The organism is Treponema sp. Marseille-Q4130 (assembly GCF_014334325.1).
GTDB lineage: Bacteria > Spirochaetota > Spirochaetia > Treponematales > Treponemataceae > Treponema_D.
Map to the genome: position 1 here is coordinate 1 of NZ_JACSET010000014.1, position 22189 is coordinate 22189.

Consider the following 22189-nt stretch of genomic DNA (forward strand, 5'->3'; position numbering starts at 1 on the left):
AACTTCTTTCGACTGATGAATACAAACGACTTATGAAAAAACGTTCAACTGAATGTGAAACTGTGTTTGGACAGATAAAAGGCAATTTACACTTTAGGAGATTTTATCTTCGTGGGAATGAAAAAGTTGCAACTGAATGGGGATTATTGATGATTGGATATGACTTTAAGCAGCTTGCCCGAATAATGAACGCGTAAAACAAAAAAACGACGTTCAAAAAAATCGAAAATCGAACCTTTCACAAAAAAAGGCTGTCCTTACTGCTGTTGGCAATAACTTCTTGGACAGCCCCTTCTCCTCACGACTTCATAAAGCGATTGCGTTGCGATTATGCACGCGACTTGAAATGATTGCGTGTGCGCGCGAACCCGTTCGTATTATGTCAGCTTGTTGCGGTACGCGCGTACCCCTTATCGAAATGCCACAAGATTATTTTTCCCAAAGTCTTAAATTGTCGCGGCGGATTTTAAGCTTACCGGCCGCATCGCTTTTATAATAATCGGCGTTCAATCCTCCCTCCCAATTTCCGTAGAGCGGATTCGGCAACACGATGTATTTTACGCCGAAGTCGGCTTTGTATTTGTCGACGGCCGCGCGGCGCGCATCGTTGAGCTGATGATATGTTTCTCCCGTAAAGGCGAAATCGTCCAGATTGTCGCCGATAAAGACGACGATTTCGTAGCCGGCTTTTTCGACCTGTTCAAAGCGTCCCGTTTTTTTCGACTCTTTGTCTTTTAAGAGCATCGATGTCTCATCGACTCCGGTAAAGCCGAGCGCTTTTAAATTATTAACCGTCGGCTGATATTCCGCACCGACGTTTCGATTCGAAACGTAAAACATTTTGCCGCCGTGCGAATTGACATAATTTGCAAATTCCACGGCTCCGGGAATGGCGCGCGCCTGTTCGGCTTCGCACCACGTCGTCCAAGATGCGGGATTGTATCCCTTGTGTTCCAACAAACGGCTCGCGCCTTCGGCGGAATTATCGATCATCGTTTCGTCGAGATCGACTACGACCGCTTTTTTCATACCGTTTGCCGGAAGCGCCGCATCGAAGGCGGTTTTTGCCACATTGAACGCTTGATATGCGAGCGCGCGGTATTCGCCCGATTGCTGCATCCAGTTGAACGCCTGCATCCCCTGTTCCGCGAGCAATACTTCGTCCGCTTCATTTTTCGCCGCAGCTGCCTGCTTCGGTTTTTCCGCCGCCCCTAAAGCGGTCGTACATAATGCGAAAAAAATCGCACCGATAAAAATTGCCGAAATCGATTTTGTTATTCGTTTCATCATAACCTCCTGATGTATGTAATAAAATTATACGGCTTCGATGCCGAAAAACGACGCCGATGCTGTAAAGAGTTTTTAATTTTACAGCACCGGACGCAGTTTTGCAAGAAACTGAGAATGTTTTGATAAAAAAACGCGCAAACGTTTTCCGCGGTATGTCACTCGGGCAATTTTCCGCCTACAAGCGTAATGCGTCCGTCGGTCGCGGGCGTGACCGCGCCTTGCTGCCGCTGCGCGTATTCCATGACGACCGTGCTGATGAGCATCGACGTGTTGTAGGTGTCGATCGAAGTTTTCAACACCGTGTAGCCGTCGCCGCCCTTTGCCATATAATCGTTCGTTGCAATGCGATATGTGCGGTTTTTGTCGATCGGTTTTCCGCCGATTGTCACACCGCCGATCTTTCCGTTGCCGTCCGCATCATAGGTGATCGTGTAGCGGATCTCTTTTGAAACCTGCGTAAAGGCACCGGCTCCCTGTTTGATGCTTCCGATAAAATCGAAGAGCTTAACGACGTCTTCGCCTTTCAGCGTGAGCACGTACACATAGTTTTCAAAGGGCAAAACGGTGAGAATGTTTTCCCGCGTAACGTTGCCCGCAGGAAGCGGAGCGCGGATGCCGCCACCGTTCGTAATCGCACCGTCGACGGTTACGCCGGTCGTTTTCAGATAGTCGACCATCGCATCCGTCACGAGATCGCCGAGCGCCATTTCTTGGTAGCGAGTGAGGCGTTTTCCGAATTCGAAAGCGGCCGTCGTCTTCATAACGACTTCTTTCAGCGACGCGTTCGCTTTATCGACATAGGGTTTCAAAAGCGCTTCGACTTCGGGATCGGGCGGGAAGGCTTTGAGGGTGATCGGGACGGGTTTCCACGTAAAATCCGTTACTTTGCCGTTGACGATTGTCATGACACCGTCGCCGACGTATTTGCCGTATTCGTTTGCGGTGACGATCGGTACGCCGTTGACGATTTTCGGTTTTTCAAAATACGAGTGCGAGTGACCGTCGACGATCAAATCGATACCCGAAACCTGTTGAGCGATCTTTACCGATGTATTCTGCGTTTCCGTTTCCGGAACGTCGCCCAAGTGTCCGTCGATGATGACGATATCGGCTTTTTCTTTTTCACGTACGCGTTTTACCATCTGCTTTGCCGCTTCGATTTCGTCGATAAAGGTGAGACTCTTGTCGGGGCTTGCGATGACGAGCGTGCGCAGCGTCGTCAATCCGATGACCGCAACGCGGAAGCCGTCGTAATCTTTAATGATATACGGTTTGACGAGGTAGCGGCCGCCGCGCTTGATGTTCGCGGACAGCCACGGGAATTCGGCAATTTTTATCTGCCGTTCGAGCTTTGCAAGCGTTCCGTCGAATTCGTGGTTTCCGAGTACTATCGCATCGAATCCCATTTTATTGAAACTCATGATGTCCGGTTCCGCGTTGAACATATTCGAAAGCGCCGAACCCGTGTTTACGTCTCCCGCGTGAAGCACGAGCACGTTTTTATTTTGTGCGCGCACTTGCTTGATAAACGTCGCCATGGACACGAGTCCGCCGACACCGTCCTTTGTCGCCAAAACGGCGCCGTGCGTATCGTTTACGTGAAGGATGACAAGCTCGTGCGCTTTGCCGTCGCTCCGGCGAGGAGAAGGCGTAGTCGCACAGCCGCTTGAAAAAAGCGCGATCGCCGCAGCTGCCGCAGCGATAATTATTCCGAATCGTTTTTTCATAGTACCTCCATAAGTTTACGAATAATTATGTGCCGTATTTTCTAAAAAAGCAATGATTTTATTTGCACAGAGAGCTCGATGCTCCGACGCCGTATGCTGCGATAAATTTTTCAAATCGCATATCCGCCCGGCGTGACGGGATGTACACGTATTCGATGCGCGTTCCGTCTGCGTTCTCGTTCGCCGATTCGACGTATTCCCGTTTTGCCCGCACGATGCGCCGGTTTACCGTCCGCTCGTCGGCAACTTCGACGATGTAAAAATGCGCCGCCTTTGTTTCGATCACAAAATCCGGACGATACAGGCAGCGCGCGCGGGTATCGAAGTCGCGGTAAGGAATGAAAAAATCCGCCGCATCGGAAGACCGCGTTTTATCCGCAGTACCCGGCGCTTTAACGGATGTGCCATCGTTCGGCGCTTCGGACAAGCGGCTTGCCTGCATGCCCGTGTACCAGATGTGTTCGATTGAAGCATCGTAAAAAAGATTTATGTCGAAAAATAATTTTTTTATATTTGAAGAAAAAAGATATTCGGAAAGGTGAAAACTTTTTTTGTTGCCGCTCAATTGATTGTACGGTTCGTAGAGCGGATCCGTTTCGGCGGCACAGAGGTCGCTCACGGGAAAACGGATCGCCTGCCCTTGAAGGGGCGCGCCTCTTGCAGGCGGCAGCGCTTCGGGAAACAGAGGAGCAATATGTGCGCGGACAAAGACGGTGCGCTTCGCCGATCCGTCGATCCTATTCATATACCGTTCCTGCGGTTTTAAAACCTTGTAAAGTTATTATAACGCAGTAAAGTAAACAAATCTATACGGCGGAGACTTTTGTGATACACCTGTATCATGCACCTGTTTTGGAAAAACGTGTATCGGATTATCGCTTATCGGGAAATCAATTTAAAAACGCTTGCGACGCTTGCGGATGTCCCGTATTCGACGATCACGAACGGAAAAAATAAAGGAGAGGGGCAGCCGTCGGTCGGGACGGCGTATAAAATCGCTTCGGCGCTCAATGTATCTATAGAATCGCTTATGCGCGATACGATAAAAACCAAAGACGAACGCGATGTTCTGATACTGGAGAATTCGCTGCCGAAAGAAAAAACGGAACTGTACCGCAGATACGAACGCATCATCGATGCGCTTGAAACACTTCCTGTCGGAACGCGCGAATCGATCGCCGATATGATTTTGACCGTTGCTGCAGGGGGACAGGCAGCGGGAAGCGAAATAAAAAAATCGGCGGACAAACGGATATACCGCGTCCGCCACTGACGCCGCTGTCCTTCGAACGGCAGCCGTTTCCCTGCTTGTAAAATAACACAATAGCGATCGCCGTGCCGCAGTTATGCAAACCGATGCGGCAGAGGGCGCCGTTTCCGGCACTCTGTGTGTCCGGCTGCGTCTTTTTACGCCCCTCCGAATCACTCGCCTTTCGTGTCTAACCGCATGTGCGTGTTTGAGCGCGTGCGACACACACTTCCGGCGCGTTGACATATCCTCTCCGGTCGGCTAGGATTGCGGCAATGAGGTTTTGCGATGCTGAATTACAACGATCCGAAAGACGTCGAAGCGTTTAATAAAGGCATAGATCGCGCCGCGCTTGTCAATTCGTGCAAACACTTTGTGCTCGACATGGACGGCACTTTTTATCTCGGCAATACAATTTTGCCGGGCAGTCTCGATTTTTTAAAGACACTCGAAAAAACCGGACGTGATTATTTATTTTTTACGAATAATTCGTCGAAAAGCCCCGACGTGTACATCGAAAAGCTCGCGGGCATGAACTGCGTTATTTCGCGGAAGCAAATTATGACGAGCGGAGACGTAACGATCGAATATCTGAACGCCGCGTATCCGGGAAAACGCGTATACCTCGTCGGAACGGAAGCGCTTATCAAAAGTTTTCGCGAAGGAGGGATCGGCCTCGTCGAAGACGATCCGGATATCGTCGTCATCGGTTTCGACACGACGCTCACGTATGAAAAGATCGTAAAAGCGAGCGACTACGTTCGTGCCGGCGCCGTCTATCTTGCGACGCATCCCGACATCAACTGCCCCGTCGAAAACGGCTACATCACAGACGTCGGCGCGTTCTGCGCGATGATTTCGCTGTCCGCCGGCGTCGGCGAAGTAAAATCTCTCGGAAAACCGAATCCCGAAACCGTCGACATGGCGATGCTCCGCGCAGGCTGGAAAAACCGCAGCGAAATCGCCTTCGTCGGCGATCGCCTTTACACCGATATAGCAGTCGGTGTAAACAACGGCGCTCACGGATTGCTCGTGCTCACCGGAGAAGCGAATATGCGCGACGTACAAAAATCCGACACGAAACCCGATGCGATTTTCCGCGACTTGAGCGAAATCGGTTTGTTCCTGAAATAATATGCGTTGGACTCGTCTCTTCAATCCCGAAAACAAGTTTTGGATTTTCATGGATAAGATAACCGACGTGTGTATTCTCGCGTTCTGTTGGCTCGTCGCTTCCGTGCCGCTTTTTACGTCCGGAGCGGCAACCGTCGCGCTTTTTCAATTTACGCTTAAGCAAGCGGAAGACGAAGAATCCTACGCCGTCCGATCGTTTTGCGCGTCGTTTGCCCGAAATTTCAAATCTGCGACGGCCTTGTGGCTGCTGTTCGTTTTAGGCGGCGCTTTCCTTGCGATCGATTTTTATGTCCTCTTTTTTTACGCTGTGCCGAAGCCGATCCGTATCGCCGCGTTTGCCGCAGCCGCGTGTCTTACCTTTTTATATGCCGCTTCGTTTTGCTGGGCGTTTCCGCTCATCGCGTATTTTACAATACCGGTACGGAAAGCGCTGCACGATGCTTTGATTTTGGGGATACGGCATATCGGAACGACGTTGTGCGTGTTCGCCGTGTATGCATTTTTTGCATGGGCATCGTATATGCGGCCTTTCGCATCTCCCGTTTTGCTCGCGCTTTCGCTTTTCGTATCGTCGTATTTTTTCCGGCGCGTTTTCAATGCGCTTTCGTCCGAGGTTTCCCCGTAGTCATCCTGTCGATGAGTTTGTTTTTAAATTCGAGACGGGTTAAGGCGACGTGTTCGATATCGCCGTTTTCAAGTTTCGCCTGCAAAAGCGAAAACGCGCTCTGTCCGCGCTGATTGATAAAGTGGTCGATCGTCGTAAGCGACACTCCGCTGAACTTGGACGGGTAGATGTTGTCGAAACCGCATACGCTGTAGTCGTCGGGGATACGAAACCCCTCATCGATGATTTCGTCGATGACGCCGTAGGCGACCATGTCGTTAATGGCGACGATCGCGGTAACGTCGGGATACATCCGTATGCATTTTTTCGCGAGCGCACGCCCCGTGCGGTGTTCGATTTCGACGGTCGAAAGTTCCGACATCGGATCGACGTCACTCGTGATAAGCGATACGGTACCGAGTTTTTTAAAACTTTCACACAATCCCCTGTAGCGCAATACGCGCGAAGAATGATATTTGTTGAGCGTCGTCGAAACGTAGCAGACGCGCTTGTGTCCGAGCGAAATCAAATGCGCTCCCATTTGATAACCCGCGTCGAAATTATTTATTTCCGCCATATCGATCCGCATCGCATCCTGTTTGTCTCCGACCGCGACGACCGGCAGACTGTCGGCCATTTTTTCAACGAGTCCGGGCTGCTGCGGTACCATCGAAAAAATCAATCCGCGCACGGCGGGGTTTTGCGCAAAGTTGAGGATTTTCTTTTCGCGTTCGATGTTCCAATACGTGTTGTAGATGATCGTCATATAGCCGTTCTTTTCGGCGGCGAGTTCCATGCCCTGCAGCAGCGTCGCGTAGTACGGATTGATTACTGACGGACAGACAATGACGATGATGCCCGTTTTGTCGATACCGTGTTTCGGTTTATAGTTGAATTTTCGAGCGGCGGCGTAGACGGCTTCGATCGTGTCGTCGGAAAAGCGCGAGAGATTTTTTCCTGCGAGTATCATCGAAACGGCTGCCGTTGAAACGTGAACGGAGTCGGCGATATCCTGCAATGTCGGTTTTGCTTTCATTTATTAAACAAAATTTAGCACGGGTTTTAAAAAAACGCAAGAAAAATTTGACAAGTGCGCATTTTGGTCTTATGATTAGGGAAAATAAGGATGAATATCCGTCAACCATTGTTTAATTTTGTTGAATTATCAACGCAGGAGGCCTTATGAAAAAAACGGCGATTTCAGCGATTTTAGCGGCGGCGCTTGTACTGCCGTTGTTCGCGATGGGAGGATCGGAGCAGGAAGCGGGCAAAGCTTTTATCGGCGACACAACGGTAAAAGAACCGATTGAAATCGTATGGTGGCATGCGCTCGAAAATCAGTACAGCGATTTTGTCAAACAGATCGTAGACGATTTCAATAAGAGCCAAAAGATGATCACCGTAAAAGCCGAGTATATCGGCAATTATTCGGCGGTGAACCAAGCGCTCGTCGCGGCCCATGCAGCGGGAACGGGGCTCCCCGCGCTGACGGTCGCAAATACGCCCTATGTCGCGCAATACGGAGCGAGCGGGCTGTGCGAAGATTTGACACCCTATGTCAAAGCGACGAAATTCGATATCGGCGACTTCGGTGAAGGCATGATCAAAGCGTCCGCATACCAAGGCAAACAGGTATCGCTGCCGTTTTTGATCTCTACGCAAGTCGTTTACTACAATAAAAACATGGCAAAGGCAAAGGGCGTTTCCATTCCGTCGCAATTTAAAGATATGAACGAATTTCTCGCCAAAGTGTCGACGTTGAATTCCGACGGGACAACAAAGGTGTGGGGGACGATCATACCGGGCTGGGATCAGTGGTATTTCGAAACGTTTTTTATCAACAACGGCGTCAATATCATCAATAAAGACGGAACCTCTACCGATCTCGGCGGAAAAAATTCGATCAATACGACAAAGGAGATCGGCCGATGGATTAAAAACGGCTATGCGTATTTTGCGGTAGGCAAAGACGGTTCGTCGAAAATGCGCCAAAATTTTATCGAAGGCAATGCGTTTTCCGTCATCCACACGAGCAGCTTGTATAACACGTACGTGAGCAAGTGCAAAAACTTCGAAGTGGGTATGGCGTGGCTTCCCGCATCGAATACGCGGAAACAGGAAATCGGCGGTTGTGTTCTTCTGATTCCGGCAAAAAATCCGCCGGCGACGAAAATCGCGGCATGGCATTTCCTTTCATATTTGTGCAGCAAAGATACGAATATGAAATGGGCCGAAGCAACCGGTTATATGCCGACAAGAAAATCCGTCCTCGAAACGGCGGAAGGCAAAGATTTTCTAAAACGCAAGCCCGCATTCAAATGTATCTTCGACAACCTCGACAATATCTATCCGCGTATCCAAAATAAAAACTGGAACCAGTTGGCAGAAATTTGGAAAAATTACCTTTCCGAATTTTACAACAATAACACGGATATCGACAGCAATATTAAAAAAATGGCCGATGAGATAAACGAAGTTCTCGAAGACTGATTTCCTGTCGAAAAGCGCCTGCACGTTCCATCTGCAGGCGCTTCTTTTGGAGTATACATGAAACGCAGAGGCATTCACCCGAGGACATTGGATAGGCTGCAGGATTTTTCGTGCACGATTCCCGCCCTCATATTGATAATCGTCTTTACCTATTACCCGATAGCGAAACTGATACAGATCAGCTTTACGAATTGGAATTTATTAAACGATAAGTACGAATACGTCGGATTTAAAAATTGGAAATGGCTGTTTACCGGATCCGGCACGCGCTACCTCTTAAACTCGCTCCGCGTCACGTTTGAATTTTCGATCGGCTCTCTTTTTATCACGATCGTCGGCGGATTGCTGCTCGCCTTGACGTTCAATAATATGGGCAAGGGCTTTTCCGCCATGCGTGCCGTCGTCTTTATGCCGAAATACGTCGCGATGAGTTCCGCGGCCGTCGTGTTTTTGTGGATCCTCGACACCGACTACGGTATCCTCAATTATTTTCTTTCGGAAATCGGTTTGCACCGCGTCAATTGGCTCGGAGAACGCGGAAGTGCGATGATTTCCGTGTTGATGCTGACCGGTTGGCGTGACATCGGTTACGGCATGATCGTATACCTTGCGGCGATGCGGAGCATCCCGAACGATTATTACGAAGCGGCCGCGCTTGACGGAGCGACGTATTGCCAGCGCTTGTTTAGGATTACGCTTCCGATGCTCAGCCCGACGACGCTGTTTTTGTTCGTTACGCAGTTTATCGCATCGATGAAAGTTTTTCAAAGCATCGACATTATGACTGCAGGCGGACCTTTTCGGTCGACGGAAGTATTCGTCTATAAAATTTATCAATATGCGATGGAAGACTTCCGCATGGACAGGGCATCGGTCATGGCGCTCGCGTTTTTCGTTTTGCTGTTGATCATTACGGCGTCGACGCTGAAATTTTCCGATCGCCGCGTCAATTACGATATGTAAGCCAAGGAGCAATTATGGATAATCGGTTCCGCACTACGGCGTTAAAGCGTGACGATTTTCGTCGCTCTTACGGCTCGCTGCTGCAGCTACTGCTTGCGATTGTCATAACCGTCATCGCGTTTTATCCGATCTATTGGATGCTTATTTCGTCGGTAAAAAGTCAAGATGAGATACTGCAGCTGCGCCCGACCTTTTGGCCGCGCGAATTTCACTTTGAAAATTATACGGCGGTTTTACGCAAAGGTAATTTCCCGAAATATTATTTCAATACTATCGTCATGACTTTCGGTATTTTGGCAAGTCAAATCGTAACGGGTATCTTTGCGGCGTACGGTTTTTCGAAAGGTCATTTCCCATATCGCGATAAGATATTTTTGCTTGTTCTCGGTGCGCTCATGATTCCGGTGCAGGTTACGTTTATTCCGCTGTATATCATGTTCGCCCGTTTTAATTTGACCGATACTTTTACCGGCTTGATTTTACCGTCGGCTGTCAGTCCGTACTATATCTTTATGCTGCGACAGACGTTTATGTCGATCGACGACAGCTATATCGATGCCGCGAAAATAGACGGACTCGGAAAAGTCGGCATCATTACGCGGGTGTTGACACCGATGTGCCGTTCGACGCTGTTTACGGTAACGCTTGTAACTTTTACGACGGGATGGAACAGCTATTTTTGGCCGAAGATCATCGCGAAAGAGGAAAGCCATCGCGTACTTACCGTCGGTCTTGCAAAACTCCGCGACACTTTTGCGGGGCAGGGTACGATGAATAATCACGAGATCATGGCCGGAGCGGTACTCGCGATTATCCCGGTTGTGGTTTTATTTTTCATATTTCAAAAATATATGCTCTCCGGCTACAGTAAAGCCGCGATGAAATAAATAAAAACAGTTGATTATTAATTATAGTAGGAGACATTATGAACGTTGTTGCACACCGCGGATACAGCGGAGTTTATCCTGAAAATACGATGCTTGCATTCCGCAAAGCCGTTGAAGCGGGTTCGGACGGTATCGAACTCGACGTACAGCTTACAAAAGACGGAACGGTCGTTGTCATACACGATGAAAAAGTCGACCGCACTACCGACGGCTCGGGCGCCGTCCGCGATTATTCATTTGCGGAGCTTCGCAAACTCGACGCGGCGAAAACGTGGAACGGAAAATATCCGAAAGAAGCGATACCGTCGTTCGAAGAATACTGCGAATGGGCGGCGACGGTAAACATAACGACGAATATCGAACTGAAAACGGGACTCGTGTATTATGAAGACATCGAGCAAAAAACGATCGATATTATTAATAAATATAAGCTCGAAAAAAAAGTGCTGTTTTCGTCGTTCAATCACAGTTCGCTTATCACGGCAAAAAAAATCGCGCCTTCGATTCCGGCCGGAGCGCTCGTCGAAGAAGCGGGTTTGGTAAATGCGGGTTTTTACTGCAAAAAATACGGTTTTGAATTCTACCATCCGAGTTATAAAAATCTGAACGATGAAGCGGCGGCGGAATTGAAGCGGCACGGCATCGGCATCAACGTGTGGACGGTCAACTCGATGGCCGAACTTGAAAAGATGTACGCGTGGGATATTTTCGGCGTCATCACGAATTATCCGGCGGTATGCCGCGCATATTGCAACGGAATGTTAAAACGGGACGCTGAAATAGCGCGTCCCGTTTAACTGCAAGTTTGCAGGGCAAACCGTTTTCTTTTGAAAACTCGCGGATATACGTGTGCGCTTTCGCGCACTAATGCGGTATTTTCGAAAATCGATATTTTCTGCAATGCCGCATTAACAAGGATGAAAGAATGAAAATCAGAAAAAAAATTGTTTATATACTTGTGGCCGTTTTTTGTCTGTCGTTTTTTTGCCGTTGTGCATCAACGCAAAAGACGGCACATGCTGCGAAGACGAACTGTCAGCAGGCGCTACAAAAAACATCCGAACGTGCATCTGCGGCACTGACGAACGGAAAGCTCACGATGTATTTTATCGATTTGGATGTTCCGAAGGACAGCGAAGATAAAAGCGGCGACAGCACGCTCGTCGTTTCACCCGACGGCAAAACAATGCTCATCGATTGCGGGCACCCCGATGCCGGTAAAGACGTCATCAGGCTGCTGCGTTCGCTCGGCATCGATAAAATCGATATCGTCGTCATTTCGCATCCGCATATCGATCACCTCGGCGCCTTTCCGCTGATCGCGCGTACGTTTCCGATTGCGCACGTGTATCGCTCGCGTTTGGAGTACGATACGCGCTATACGCGCGCATTCGATGCGGCCGTTAAAGCGCACGATATTCCGTCGTCGTATCTCGAAGCGGGAGACTCTTTTTCATTCGGAGACAAGGTACGGGTCGATATATTCGGCCCCGCGCATGAAATCGTTTATCCGAAAAATTATCCGGCAAACGCGACACAGTTTATCAACGATTGCTCGATTTCGATGATGCTCGTCTACGGGCAATCGAAAGCGCTCTTTTGCGGAGACTTGTATCGGAGCGGCGAAACGACCGTACTTGATGCGTATGAAGCACAATTGAAATGCGACGTTGCAAAAGCCAATCATCACGGAAACGCTACGAGCAGCAGACGGCGCTGGATTAAAGCGACGAATCCGAGCGTCATCGTCGCTATGAACGATGTACTCGGCAGTATGGATGTCGTAAACGATTACGTAAAATACGGCTCAAAATTTTATCATACGCTGTACAACGGATCGATAAAAGTGGAAATAGACGATAAACATACCGTCACGGTGACGCCGGAAAAAGAAAGCTGGATAGAAAAACTCGCCGCGGATAAAAAATAAGCGGAATGCGCTGAAAACCCGAACTTCAGCGACGGACGATTGTCAGATTGAATATTGAGTTTTGAAAAAATCGAAATAGAACCTATTGATTTCGAAAAGTATGCCGGTGTTTCGAAGCGCTCAGATGCTGCGCGCGATTTCCGTGCCTTCGACGAGAGCTTCGAGCAGCGTGCATACGGGCGTCGGAATGTCGTGTGCTTTTCCGAGCTTGTTCACCGTGCCGCAAAACCACGCGTTTTCGCTTTTTCTGCCGGCTTCAAAATCCTGCAGCATGGAAGTTTTACCGTGCGCATCCAAGCCGATGATAAGCGAAAGCGTATCTTCGAATATCGCTTGCGTGAGCGGGACGCTTTCCGCCTGAGCGACGGCGATGACTTCGCTTCCGACGCTCCGCGCAAGATCGCGCATAACGGGAGAAGAAAAAGCGCCGTACGGAGCGCGGCACAAAGCGCTCAGCGTATTGAACACGACGTTGAGCAGAAATTTTTTCCACTGCTCGAGGTGAATGTTTTCCGGTACTTCGCTTTCGATTTCCGCTCTTGTAAACAATTCTTCGACAGCTTTTACACGGTCCGTTTTTTTATTGTCCTTTTCACCGAATACGATACGGCCTTCGACGGGACAGCGGATTTGATTTTTTTCGTGAATCGAACTGATGCCGATAATAAAACTCCAGAGTATGCGCTCTTCGCCGTAAACCGCCGCGGCGTCGCGTTCGCTTTGAATGCCGTTACAGAGTGCCATGATCGCCGTGTGAGTTCCGACGGAAGAGCGGATACTTTCGAGCGCTTCGCCGAGCTGAAGATTTTTCGTCGCGATGATTATTAAATCCGCAGGCACGGCATCTTCCGGCGTAACGCAGTTGAAATCCTGCCGCACTCCGTTGATGAAGATGCCGTCGCGCTCGTAGCGCGCTTTGCGTTCCGTGTCGGCTATGCACTGTACCTTTGCTTTACCCAAAAAAGAGGTGAGGCGGGACGCGACAACTGCTCCTACCGCACCCAATCCGACTATGGACACCGAAGCGATTTTCATAATTTGAGTATATCACCGAATGCGATGTCAGGGCAATGACAGAGCAAGCGCACTGGAAATGGATACTCAGAAAAGAAGCATATTAATAAAAAGGCGGAACGCGAGGCAGCAGAACTGCCGCCGAGCCGCTCAGACCGATGGCAAGCAATCTTTTGTCAAAAAGATTGCGCAGTCCAATTCCAATCACGGTCTGCCGCGGCGAACGGCAGGGCTGCTGCCGGGAGTGCAGCCTATTTTTAATGTTACATGCTATTTTTTAGAGAATATGGTTTTTGGTACGATTATTCTGTCGCACATCGCATAGACAAAGTTTCGGTAATCGCTATACAATCAATATGCGAGGTAAGCGATGAAACATACGGTAAAGTTATCGAGCGGCGCGGTTGTGCCGGCGCTCGGGCAGGGTATGTGGCATATAGGAGAAGCGGCGGAGAAACGCGTGCAGGAAATCGATGCGATACGCGCGGGCATTGGGGCGGGTATGACGCTCATCGACACGGCGGAGATGTACGGCAGCGGTTTAAGCGAAAAACTCGTCGGAGATGCGATCGCGGGCGCAGATCGGAAAAAGCTTTTTATCGTATCGAAAGTGCTGCCGTCGAATGCCGGCAAAAAAAATATGGAACACTCGTGCGATGCGACGCTCAAGCGGCTCGGCACGGATTATCTCGATCTGTATCTTTATCATTGGCGGGGAAGCGTGCCGCTTGCAGAAACGGTCGCATGTTTGGAAGATCTGAAAGCGAAGGGAAAAATCCGCGCGTGGGGCGTTTCGAATTTCGACATATCCGATATGGAAGAACTCTTTGCGCTTCCGTCGGGGAAAAATTGCGCCGTCAATCAAGTGCTCTATCACTTGGGTTCGCGCGGCATCGAATTCGATTTACTGCCGTGGATGCGGCGGCACGGCGTCGCGCTTATGGCGTATTGCCCGCTGGCTCAAGCCGGCAGTTTGCGTCGCGGCTTATTTGAAAACGAAACGGTCGCCGCCGTTGTGGAAAAGCACGGCTGTGATGCGACGCAGGTACTGCTCGCATGGTGCATCCGCGACGGCAGCACGATCGCGATTCCGCGCAGTTCGCGAAAAGAGCATACGCTTTTAAACGCGGGAGCGGACGCACTGATACTTGACGAAGAAGATTTTATTAATTTGGATAAAGCCTTTCCGCCGCCTTCACACAAAATGCCGCTCGACGTCGAATAAGCTATTCGGTGTACGAACGCATCGCCGCAAACTTGTCGTGCGACGTGAGGCGATGCGTTATTTGCAATATTTTTTTTCTATGTCCGAAATCATCCGTACGCGCTCGGCGTGACGGCCGCCTTGAAACTTCGCGTCGAAAAAAGAGTCGACAATCATTTTTGCCAATTCGGAACCCACGACGCGCGCGCCCATCGCGATGATATTCGCATCGTTGTGTTCTACCGTGAGCTTTGCCGTATAGGGTTCGCTGCACACCGCGGCTCTGATGCCCGGCACTTTGTTTGCGGCGAGCGAAATACCGACACCCGTTCCGCAGATGAGTACGCCTTTTTCGACTTCATTCGATTTGATCGCTTCGGCAACTTTCAAACCGTAGTCCGGATAATTTGCGCTGACATTCGGATCCGATGCGCCGTAATCGATGCATTCGAATCCTCGATTTTGCAGGTGTTCTATCAAGATACGTTTTAATTCGATCGCCGTGTGATCGCATCCGAAACCTACTTTCATATACGGTCTCCTTCAGACATATATTTTGTTTTTTATTAAGGTTCAATTTCGATAAAATAATTAACAATTAACAAGTTCGCCGCGGAACAGCGAGGTACATTTTCAAAGTTACCTCCAAAAATTGCAGTTCTTGAAGGCTCCAATTTATTATAACGAAATCGTATCGATCATACAATCGACCGGTATATGTTTCCGTTCCCGTCCGCACATCCTGCCGATATATGATTTCCGTATATAAATTGCCGCGACATTGACGTGTGCCGCGCCCTATGATAAAATTATTTGCGTATTTATGGATAAAGCACTCTATAATGCGGAAAAATTTAAAACGGACGATATCCGTGCCGTCGATGCGAAATTCGAAGCGCAAAAAATAGCGTTTGCGCCGCTCACATTTCAAGCGATCCGCGCCATGCTCAATTTGAATATTTTGCGAGCGATCGAAAGAGCGGGAGACGAAGGTATCACCAGGGCGGAACTCGCTGCAAAGACGGGCGTTTCGGAATACGGCGTCGGCGTGCTCTGCGAAATGGCGCTCGGCATGGGTGTCATAAAGCTCACTCAGGACAGCCGAACGGACGACGGCAAAGCCGAAAAATTTATCATCGGAAAAATCGGTTGGATGCTGCTCGAAGACGATTTGACAAAGGCGAATTTCAATTTTACAAACGATATCTGTTATATGGGCGCTTACGATTTGGATGAATCGATCCGAACGGGAAAACCGGCAGGATTGAAATACTTCGGCACACAGTGGACGACGATCTACGAAGCGCTCTCTTCGCTACCCGACCGGGCAAAGCACAGCTGGTTCGCGTTCGACCACTTTTACAGCGACATCGCGTTTCCCGAAGCGTTGCCGATCGTGTTCGGCGACAAGCCGCAGCATCTCGTCGACATCGGCGGTAACACCGCAAAGTGGGCAGTCGCATGCTGCGCGTACGACAAAGACGTACACGTGACGATCGTCGATTTACCCGGACAGACGGCCGTCGCCGAAAAAAATGCGGCAAATGCGGGATTTGCAGACAGAATCTCCGTACATCCGTGCAACGTACTCGACGAAACGACATCCCTTCCGACAGCGCCCGATGCCGTGTGGATGAGTCAATTCCTCGACTGCTTTTCGCTTCCGCAAGTGACGAAAATTTTAACGAAAGTGCACAAAACGGCGAAGCCCGAAACGAATGTGTACGTACTCGAACCTCTGTGGGATAAACAGCGCTTTGAAGCGAGCTCGTATTCGCTGCAGGCGACATCGCTTTACTTTACGTGCATGGCAAACGGTACGAGCAAAATGTACCGCTTCAGCGAACTCGTCGATGCCGTCGAAGCGGCAGGCTTTGCACTGAAGCGCGAACATCACAATCTCGGCTCGAACAGCTATTCGCTGCTCGTGTTCCGAAAGAAGGCCTAGACGTGGCACAGATCGTCGTTTCGAATACAACAGCATGGGCGCCGGGACTCGTTTCAAACGATGACTGGAAAAAATGGGCGCGCGGCGAAAAATCGATCGAAAAAACAGACGCTGCGCCGAAGCTCGAATACGTCGATGCGATTTTCCGAAGGCGATTCAGCCGGATAAGCAAAATGACGATCCAAGTCGTACACGACGTACTCGAAAAATCGCACTGCGGCAAAGATACGCCGCAGGTGTTCATCTCGCATCGGGGAGAACTTGCACGCGAATTCGCCGTGAGCAAAATGATCGTCGAAGAAAAAGAGGTGTTGCCTGCTTCTTTTTCGCTTTCCGTGTTCAATACGCCGATCGCACTCGCATCGATTGCGCTCGGTCTGCACGGCGGCTATTCGGCAGTCTTTCCGTCGAAGGGCAATTTTCGAAGCGCATTCGAAGGAGCCTGTGCATCGGTGCTTTCGGGCACGGAAACGGAAGTCGTGCTCGTCTATGCCGACGAACTTGTGCCCGAAGCGTACAAATCGCTCGGTACGGAAAACTGCGATCCGTTCGCATTTGCCGCCGTTCTTTCCCTTTCAAAAAGCGGTGTCCGTATCTCCGATGTGTCCGCCGTTTCGGAAAACGCGGCGGATTTTTTAAAGGATATTATTTTAGAGGATACGTCGTTTTGAGTGAATTAATAAATAATAAAATCGATTTCGACACATCCCGCAGCTCCGACGATTTGCCGCCGGTCAAAAATCCGCTCCTCTACGTATACGGCGCAATTATGAAATTATGTATGTATGCATTTTTCGGCATCGGCAGCGTCGTCCTCGGCCTCGTCGTTTTTCCGATAGAGCGGCTCCTGATTCATCCGAAAGTACGATTTCAAAGAGCCGCGCGCGCAACCGTTTCGTTTATGTTTCGTTTTTTTATCAATGTCATGCGCACAGTCGGTGTCGTGCGTTTTCGAACGGCGGACAAAGAAAAGTTCCGCAGCCTTTCGTCGAAGATGGTCGTTGCAAATCATCCGTCCATGCTCGACGTCGTGTTCCTCATTTCGCTTATTCCGAACGCGGACTGCATCGTGCGCGGGAGCCTTGCCAATTCGCTGTACGCGAGCGTCATCAGACAGCTGTACATCGTCAATACGCTCGGCTACGAAGAGATGTTCGACCTTTGCAAAAAATCGCTTGCGACCGGAACGAACCTCATCGTATTCCCCGAAGGAACGCGCACTCCGCGCAACGGCACAAACACTTTCAAAAAAGGAGCCGCCCGTATGGCGCTCGACACGCACTGCGATATCCTGCCCGTATACATCGGCGGCAGCGATAAATACGGACTCGGCAAGCATGACGCGTTTTTTTCATACGCGCGCTCGGGGGTATACCGATACAACATCTATATGCTGGACGAAATCAAAATCGCAGATTACGAATCGCTTGAACCGCAGATCGCCGCAAAACGCATTACCAAAAAAATACATCAAACGATTGCGGATAAAGCCATGCTCGTCGACAATCGATTGATATAAGCCTGTTGTCGATCGTAAGCCCGTATCGATTTTTATTAAATTTGAAACGACATATTATTAATTTTGGAGTTCAGTATGGAACAGCGTGAAACCCTCAGTTCAAGGCTCGGATTTATCCTCCTCTCCGCCGGATGTGCGATCGGAATCGGAAACGTATGGAAGTTTCCGTATATCACAGGCTTTCACGGAGGCAGCGCCTTCGTACTCGTGTATTTGTTTTTCCTCGTCATCATGGGTATTCCGATATTGACGATGGAATTTTCCGTCGGACGTGCGAGCAAAAAAAGTCCGATCCACGCGTTCAACGCGCTCGAAAAGCCGGGACAAAAGTGGCACTTACACGGTTATATGGCGCTCGCGGGAAATTACCTGCTTATGATGTTTTACACGACGGTTACCGGTTGGATGCTGCACTATTTTTATCTCAGCGTAACGGGCGCATTCGACGGCAAAAACGTTGAGCAGGTAAGCGCCTTTTTTCCGATGATGCTCTCCCAACCCGCCGTTATGACGTTTTGGATGATCGTCGTCGTCGCCGCGGGCTTTGCAATCTGCGCCGCAGGTTTGAAAAAAGGCGTCGAAAAAATTACCAAGGTAATGATGATCGCACTCTTTGTACTGCTGCTCGTACTTGCGATCCACAGCATATTTTTAAAAGGCGGAAGCGCCGGTTTGAAATTTTATCTCCTTCCCGACTTCGAACGGATGAAAGAAACGGGCATCGTCGCAACCGTCGTCGCTGCGATGAATCAGTCGTTTTTTACGCTGAGCCTCGGCATCGGCGCTATGGCGATTTTCGGCAGCTATATCGGAAAAGAACATTCGCTGTTCGGCGAATCGATACGCGTCGCCGCCCTCGATACCTTTATCGCATTTTTTGCCGGCCTCATCATATTTCCGGCGTGTTCGGCGTTCGGCGTCGATGCGGGAAGCGGCCCGAACCTGCTGTTTATTACGCTGCCGAATATCTTCAACAATATGGCAGGCGGACGAATTTGGGGCAGCCTCTTTTTTATCTTTATGGCCTTTGCGGCTTTTTCCACCGTCATCGCCGTCTTCGAAACGATCATTGCGTGTAATATCGATTTGACCGGCCGGTCCCGGAAAAAAATCGCGCTCACCAACACATTCATACTGATAGCTCTTTCACTTCCGTGCGTGCTCGGCTTCAATGTGCTTTCGGGCGTACAGCCGCTCGGCAAAGGTTCAGGCATCCTCGACTTGGAAGATTTTTTAGTCAGCAATATCGCGCTTCCGCTCGGCTCGCTCGTCTACCTTTTGTTCTGTGTGTCGAAGCGCGGCTGGGGATGGAAAAATTTTACCGAAGAAGCGAACGCCGGAGACGGCGCAAAGCTTCCGAATTGGCTGCGGTTTTATACGACGTATATTTTGCCCGTCATCATCGTGTCGATATTTATCATCGGCATAAAGGATAAATTTTTCTGAACGGGTTTCATTTGTCTTATTCCGCCCGTCGTACTTGAAGCGTTCGGCGGAAGGGCATCGAAAAGTACGACGTTCTCTGCTGTTTCGATCGGTACTTCCGTATTCAAACGCCGGTGTTGTAAAAACCGTAAGAACGCAGCATAATAATTTTCGGAGGATCATATGAAAATTGTCAATTTCGGTTCGCTGAACATCGATCATGTCTATACGGTGCCGCATTTCGTGCGTCCGGGAGAAACGCTTGCGGCCGTGCGGCGCGACATATTTCCCGGCGGCAAAGGATTGAATCAGACGACGGCGCTTACCCGTGCGCTCGGCAAAGCGTCCGGTATTGAAATCTGCATTGCGGGCGGGATCGGCAAAAACGACGGAGCGATTTTAAAACAGGCCATCATCGATATGAACGTCGACACGGCATTGCTCGGAGAATACGATGCGCCGTCGGGACACACGTTTATACAAGTGGACGCATCGGGGCAAAACAGCATCGTCTATTACGCCGGAACGAACAAAATGCAGACGAAAGATTTCATCGACGGCGTGCTCGCTCATTTTTCAAAAGGCGATTTTATTATCCTCCAAAACGAAATCAATATGCTCGATTACATCATTGAAAAAGCGCACGAGCGCGGACTCGTGATTTTTTTCAATCCGTCGCCGTTCGAAAAAAGCATTCTCGATCTGCCGCTGCACTACGTCGATTGTTTTCTCGTAAACGAAGTGGAAGCCGCCGATATTGCGGGGGTGCCCGTCGGAAACGGCGATGAACTCCTTCGCGCCGTGACACAAAAATTCAGCAGCGCGTCGGTCGTGCTGACGCTCGGAAAACACGGCGTCGCCTACAAAGATGCGAGCGGCACGTACCGCCACGGAGTTTACGACGTGGACGTTGTCGACACGACGGCGGCGGGAGATACGTTTACCGGCTATTTTATCGTGTGCCGCGCGCTCGGCATGCCCGTCGAAAAAGCGCTCGAATACGCATCGAAAGCGTCGTCCATTGCGGTGTCGCGAAAAGGCGCATCCCCGTCGATTCCGACATTCGACGAAGTTGAGCGCTGTACGCTCGCGCTGAAAAACTGATCCCTTCCCGGACAATATGAAATAATAATTAGCCGGGCCTTTCCTAGCATCCGACCGGGTTTTAGAAACGCTCAGCCGTTATCCGAAACCGAGCCGGATTGCCGCGGTGCGTATGTATCGTTTGCCGGATCGGCTCGGTATTCGCGCGGCGAAAGCCCGGTCACTTTTTTGAAAATAAAACTGAAGTAGTGCGGATCGTTGAAACCTGTTTTGTATGCGATGTCCGCGCTTTTCATATCGGTCGATTTTAATAATTTTTTTGCGCGGGCGATCCGTACCCCCGTTAAATATTCGATAAATGTCGTATTGCATTCCTGTGAAAATATCGTGCTGAAATGATTCGGACTGAAATGCACTGCGTCCGCAACCGAACGCAGGCAAATGTCGGGGTCTGCAAAATTCGTGTCGATATATTTTTTTGCGCGCAGGATGACGTCGGCGTAGTGTCCGCGTACGTGCTCGTTGCGGTAGCGCAGCACGGAAGCGAGCACTTTTTCGATTTCCGCGATAAAGGTTTTTTCGTTCTGCACGGCGGCATCGATAAACGCATGCGTGAGGATTTCCGGCATAACGCTTTGAATGTTTCCGCCGAACTGTTCGATTATCTTCGACACCGCCATGATCACGTCGACGAGAAGATAGGATGCGATGATCGAAAAGCGCTCCCGATTGTCGCCGAGCAGCGCTATGTATTCCCGTATGATTTGATCGATTTCGCTTTCGTCGGCATAATTGAGGCGTTCGACCAGCGGATCGTTTTCCTGCAGCACGATGGAATTGTTTTGCGATGCGTCGATATCGCCCGCACTTATTATTTTATTTTTGTCCGAAATGCGGCAGCGTTTTAAAATCGACGATGCGTCCTGAAACGAATTGACGATGTGCGATATGTGTTCGGCGACCGAACCGATCGCAGTGATAATCGTACACGCCGTGTTTTTTGCGATTTCATGCCGGATCGTGTCGGCGATGTTGAACGCCGCCTCTTCGCACGATTCTTTTGCGCCGCTTTTGATGATCGAAACGAAGGTATCGGGCGCGATAAAAAATCCGATGCTGTCGGGCATGCTTGCGCTTACCGACAGGACAATCGATTTTGCGGCGATCAACGCATCGACCGTATCGTCCGCGCTTGCGATCGTGCTGACGCTTACGATATAAAAGCGCGCGACGAGATCGATGCCGAGCGCTTCCGCTTTTTGGATGGCCGTATGCGTATCGAGTGCGCCGAGTACGATATCCGAACAAAGCTTTTCGCGAGCGAGCACGATATTCGATTCGAGTTCCGCTTTCATCCGCGAGATGTCGGTAAATTGCCGGCGCTCCAGGTCGAGCTTTTCGGCAACGCGGTTTAAGCAGCGAAGAATTTCATCGAGCGTAAACGGTTTTAAAATATAATCTTCCACACCGATCGAAATCGCTTTTTTTGCGTAATCGAATTCGTCGTGTCCGGACAGGATGACGATCGATATTTTCGGCTGCAATTTTTTTACCGCCTGCGCGAGTTCGAGCCCGTCCATAAACGGCATTTTGATATCGGTGATGAGGATGTCCGGCTTTATATCCTGTATCATCGAAAGCGCGATTTCTCCGTCGCCCGCTTCGCCTGCAAACGAAAAGCGCGACTTTTCCCAATCGATTTTTGTGCGGAGACCTTCGCGGACGATCATTTCATCGTCGACGATAAAGACGCTGTACATA

At 49.9% G+C, this 22189-nt stretch carries 22 protein-coding genes; 15 read left to right on the forward strand and 7 right to left on the reverse strand.

From position 1 onward, the window contains the following. On the forward strand, nt 1-197 hold a 197-nt coding region (locus H9I36_RS11825; protein ID WP_187385553.1), incomplete at its 5' end, for a transposase. Between the two features lie 232 nt (nt 198-429). Here H9I36_RS11825 and H9I36_RS11830 read toward each other — a convergent pair. The 3 genes from H9I36_RS11830 to H9I36_RS11840 form a co-directional block, all read right to left on the reverse strand. Further along, nucleotides 430-1287, reverse strand: a complete 858-nt coding sequence (locus tag H9I36_RS11830; protein WP_187385554.1) for a 5'-nucleotidase, lipoprotein e(P4) family — start codon at nt 1285-1287, stop codon at nt 430-432. 158 nt (nt 1288-1445) lie between these two features. After that, nucleotides 1446-3017 (reverse strand): bifunctional metallophosphatase/5'-nucleotidase, encoded by a 1572-nt coding sequence (locus H9I36_RS11835; RefSeq protein WP_187385555.1) that lies wholly within the window; start codon nt 3015-3017, stop codon nt 1446-1448. Between the two features lie 58 nt (nt 3018-3075). Beyond that, a complete protein-coding gene (locus H9I36_RS11840) occupies nt 3076-3762 on the reverse strand; it encodes a hypothetical protein (protein ID WP_187385556.1) in 687 nt (228 codons plus the stop codon). Nucleotides 3763-3858: 96 nt separating this feature from the next. Between H9I36_RS11840 and H9I36_RS11845 the strand changes: the two genes are divergently transcribed. The 3 genes from H9I36_RS11845 (at nt 3859) to H9I36_RS11855 (ending at nt 6025) form a co-directional block, all read left to right on the forward strand. Beyond that, complete coding sequence (locus tag H9I36_RS11845; RefSeq protein WP_187385557.1) at nt 3859-4290, forward strand: helix-turn-helix domain-containing protein; 432 nt, start codon at nt 3859-3861, stop codon at nt 4288-4290. 264 nt (nt 4291-4554) lie between these two features. Further along, nucleotides 4555-5400: an HAD-IIA family hydrolase gene (locus H9I36_RS11850; RefSeq protein ID WP_187385558.1), complete on the forward strand. Its 846-nt coding sequence runs from the start codon at nt 4555-4557 to the stop codon at nt 5398-5400. A 49-nt stretch (nt 5401-5449) separates the two neighbouring features. Then, nucleotides 5450-6025, forward strand: coding sequence for a YesL family protein (locus H9I36_RS11855; protein WP_187385559.1), 576 nt, complete (start codon nt 5450-5452; stop codon nt 6023-6025). On the opposite strand, the gene H9I36_RS11860 is transcribed toward H9I36_RS11855, so the two are convergent. Beyond that, nucleotides 5994-7040 (reverse strand): LacI family DNA-binding transcriptional regulator, encoded by a 1047-nt coding sequence (locus H9I36_RS11860; RefSeq protein WP_187385560.1) that lies wholly within the window; start codon nt 7038-7040, stop codon nt 5994-5996. The genes H9I36_RS11855 and H9I36_RS11860 overlap by 32 nt on opposite strands. A gap of 146 nt (nt 7041-7186) precedes the next feature. Between H9I36_RS11860 and H9I36_RS11865 the strand changes: the two genes are divergently transcribed. The 5 genes from H9I36_RS11865 to H9I36_RS11885 all read left to right on the forward strand — a co-directional run bounded on the left by H9I36_RS11865 (nt 7187) and on the right by H9I36_RS11885 (nt 12274). Beyond that, nucleotides 7187-8494 carry an ABC transporter substrate-binding protein gene (locus tag H9I36_RS11865; protein ID WP_187385561.1) on the forward strand — a complete coding sequence of 436 codons (1308 nt, stop codon included), beginning with the start codon at nt 7187-7189 and terminating at the stop codon, nt 8492-8494. Nucleotides 8495-8551: 57 nt separating this feature from the next. Beyond that, nucleotides 8552-9457 (forward strand): carbohydrate ABC transporter permease, encoded by a 906-nt coding sequence (locus H9I36_RS11870; protein ID WP_187385562.1) that lies wholly within the window; start codon nt 8552-8554, stop codon nt 9455-9457. A 14-nt stretch (nt 9458-9471) separates the two neighbouring features. Then, the gene (locus H9I36_RS11875; protein ID WP_187385563.1) at nt 9472-10344 is read left to right on the forward strand and encodes a carbohydrate ABC transporter permease; all 873 of its coding nucleotides are present in this window, start codon (nt 9472-9474) and stop codon (nt 10342-10344) included. Nucleotides 10345-10382: 38 nt separating this feature from the next. Then, nucleotides 10383-11141, forward strand: coding sequence for a glycerophosphodiester phosphodiesterase (locus H9I36_RS11880; protein ID WP_187385564.1), 759 nt, complete (start codon nt 10383-10385; stop codon nt 11139-11141). Nucleotides 11142-11269: 128 nt separating this feature from the next. Beyond that, nucleotides 11270-12274 carry a ComEC/Rec2 family competence protein gene (locus H9I36_RS11885; protein ID WP_187385565.1) on the forward strand — a complete coding sequence of 335 codons (1005 nt, stop codon included), beginning with the start codon at nt 11270-11272 and terminating at the stop codon, nt 12272-12274. 120 nt (nt 12275-12394) lie between these two features. On the opposite strand, the gene H9I36_RS11890 is transcribed toward H9I36_RS11885, so the two are convergent. Next, nucleotides 12395-13309 carry a ketopantoate reductase family protein gene (locus H9I36_RS11890; RefSeq protein ID WP_187385566.1) on the reverse strand — a complete coding sequence of 305 codons (915 nt, stop codon included), beginning with the start codon at nt 13307-13309 and terminating at the stop codon, nt 12395-12397. 349 nt (nt 13310-13658) lie between these two features. Here H9I36_RS11890 and H9I36_RS11895 point away from each other — a divergent pair, with 349 nt between their 5' ends. Next, nucleotides 13659-14513, forward strand: coding sequence for an aldo/keto reductase (locus tag H9I36_RS11895; protein WP_187385567.1), 855 nt, complete (start codon nt 13659-13661; stop codon nt 14511-14513). Between the two features lie 57 nt (nt 14514-14570). On the opposite strand, the gene rpiB is transcribed toward H9I36_RS11895, so the two are convergent. After that, the gene (gene rpiB / locus H9I36_RS11900; protein WP_187385568.1) at nt 14571-15023 is read right to left on the reverse strand and encodes a ribose 5-phosphate isomerase B; all 453 of its coding nucleotides are present in this window, start codon (nt 15021-15023) and stop codon (nt 14571-14573) included. A 292-nt stretch (nt 15024-15315) separates the two neighbouring features. Here rpiB and H9I36_RS11905 point away from each other — a divergent pair, with 292 nt between their 5' ends. The 5 genes from H9I36_RS11905 to H9I36_RS11925 all read left to right on the forward strand — a co-directional run bounded on the left by H9I36_RS11905 (nt 15316) and on the right by H9I36_RS11925 (nt 20488). Further along, nucleotides 15316-16440: a methyltransferase gene (locus tag H9I36_RS11905; protein ID WP_187385569.1), complete on the forward strand. Its 1125-nt coding sequence runs from the start codon at nt 15316-15318 to the stop codon at nt 16438-16440. Between the two features lie 2 nt (nt 16441-16442). Beyond that, nucleotides 16443-17111 (forward strand): beta-ketoacyl synthase chain length factor, encoded by a 669-nt coding sequence (locus tag H9I36_RS11910; protein WP_187385570.1) that lies wholly within the window; start codon nt 16443-16445, stop codon nt 17109-17111. Then, on the forward strand, nt 17108-17959 hold the full coding sequence (locus H9I36_RS11915; protein WP_187385571.1) for a lysophospholipid acyltransferase family protein: 852 nt from the start codon (nt 17108-17110) through the stop codon (nt 17957-17959). Before H9I36_RS11910 ends, H9I36_RS11915 begins: the two co-directional genes overlap by 4 nt. 75 nt (nt 17960-18034) lie before the next feature. Continuing rightward, a complete protein-coding gene (locus H9I36_RS11920) occupies nt 18035-19405 on the forward strand; it encodes a sodium-dependent transporter (RefSeq protein WP_187385572.1) in 1371 nt (456 codons plus the stop codon). Nucleotides 19406-19567: 162 nt separating this feature from the next. After that, on the forward strand, nt 19568-20488 hold the full coding sequence (locus H9I36_RS11925) for a ribokinase (protein WP_187385573.1): 921 nt from the start codon (nt 19568-19570) through the stop codon (nt 20486-20488). Nucleotides 20489-20559: 71 nt separating this feature from the next. On the opposite strand, the gene H9I36_RS11930 is transcribed toward H9I36_RS11925, so the two are convergent. Further along, complete coding sequence (locus H9I36_RS11930; protein ID WP_187385574.1) at nt 20560-22188, reverse strand: response regulator; 1629 nt, start codon at nt 22186-22188, stop codon at nt 20560-20562. Nucleotide 22189: the final 1 nt, after the last annotated feature.

What these genes read in the sequence shown, in the direction of transcription:
- H9I36_RS11920 (WP_187385572.1), top strand. Translation starts at nt 18,035, where the DNA reads ATGGAACAGCGTGAAACCCTCAGTTCAAGGCTCGGATTTATCCTCCTC.
- H9I36_RS11895 (WP_187385567.1), top strand. Translation starts at nt 13,659, where the DNA reads ATGAAACATACGGTAAAGTTATCGAGCGGCGCGGTTGTGCCGGCGCTC.
- H9I36_RS11860 (WP_187385560.1), bottom strand. Translation starts at nt 7,040, where the DNA reads ATGAAAGCAAAACCGACATTGCAGGATATCGCCGACTCCGTTCACGTT.
- H9I36_RS11835 (WP_187385555.1), bottom strand. Translation starts at nt 3,017, where the DNA reads ATGAAAAAACGATTCGGAATAATTATCGCTGCGGCAGCTGCGGCGATC.
- rpiB (WP_187385568.1), bottom strand. Translation starts at nt 15,023, where the DNA reads ATGAAAGTAGGTTTCGGATGCGATCACACGGCGATCGAATTAAAACGT.
- H9I36_RS11905 (WP_187385569.1), top strand. Translation starts at nt 15,316, where the DNA reads ATGGATAAAGCACTCTATAATGCGGAAAAATTTAAAACGGACGATATC.
- H9I36_RS11855 (WP_187385559.1), top strand. Translation starts at nt 5,450, where the DNA reads ATGGATAAGATAACCGACGTGTGTATTCTCGCGTTCTGTTGGCTCGTC.
- H9I36_RS11845 (WP_187385557.1), top strand. Translation starts at nt 3,859, where the DNA reads ATGCACCTGTTTTGGAAAAACGTGTATCGGATTATCGCTTATCGGGAA.
- H9I36_RS11865 (WP_187385561.1), top strand. Translation starts at nt 7,187, where the DNA reads ATGAAAAAAACGGCGATTTCAGCGATTTTAGCGGCGGCGCTTGTACTG.
- H9I36_RS11830 (WP_187385554.1), bottom strand. Translation starts at nt 1,287, where the DNA reads ATGAAACGAATAACAAAATCGATTTCGGCAATTTTTATCGGTGCGATT.
- H9I36_RS11925 (WP_187385573.1), top strand. Translation starts at nt 19,568, where the DNA reads ATGAAAATTGTCAATTTCGGTTCGCTGAACATCGATCATGTCTATACG.
- H9I36_RS11850 (WP_187385558.1), top strand. Translation starts at nt 4,555, where the DNA reads ATGCTGAATTACAACGATCCGAAAGACGTCGAAGCGTTTAATAAAGGC.
- H9I36_RS11890 (WP_187385566.1), bottom strand. Translation starts at nt 13,309, where the DNA reads ATGAAAATCGCTTCGGTGTCCATAGTCGGATTGGGTGCGGTAGGAGCA.
- H9I36_RS11840 (WP_187385556.1), bottom strand. Translation starts at nt 3,762, where the DNA reads ATGAATAGGATCGACGGATCGGCGAAGCGCACCGTCTTTGTCCGCGCA.
- H9I36_RS11870 (WP_187385562.1), top strand. Translation starts at nt 8,552, where the DNA reads ATGAAACGCAGAGGCATTCACCCGAGGACATTGGATAGGCTGCAGGAT.
- H9I36_RS11930 (WP_187385574.1), bottom strand. Translation starts at nt 22,188, where the DNA reads ATGTACAGCGTCTTTATCGTCGACGATGAAATGATCGTCCGCGAAGGT.
- H9I36_RS11885 (WP_187385565.1), top strand. Translation starts at nt 11,270, where the DNA reads ATGAAAATCAGAAAAAAAATTGTTTATATACTTGTGGCCGTTTTTTGT.
- H9I36_RS11875 (WP_187385563.1), top strand. Translation starts at nt 9,472, where the DNA reads ATGGATAATCGGTTCCGCACTACGGCGTTAAAGCGTGACGATTTTCGT.
- H9I36_RS11880 (WP_187385564.1), top strand. Translation starts at nt 10,383, where the DNA reads ATGAACGTTGTTGCACACCGCGGATACAGCGGAGTTTATCCTGAAAAT.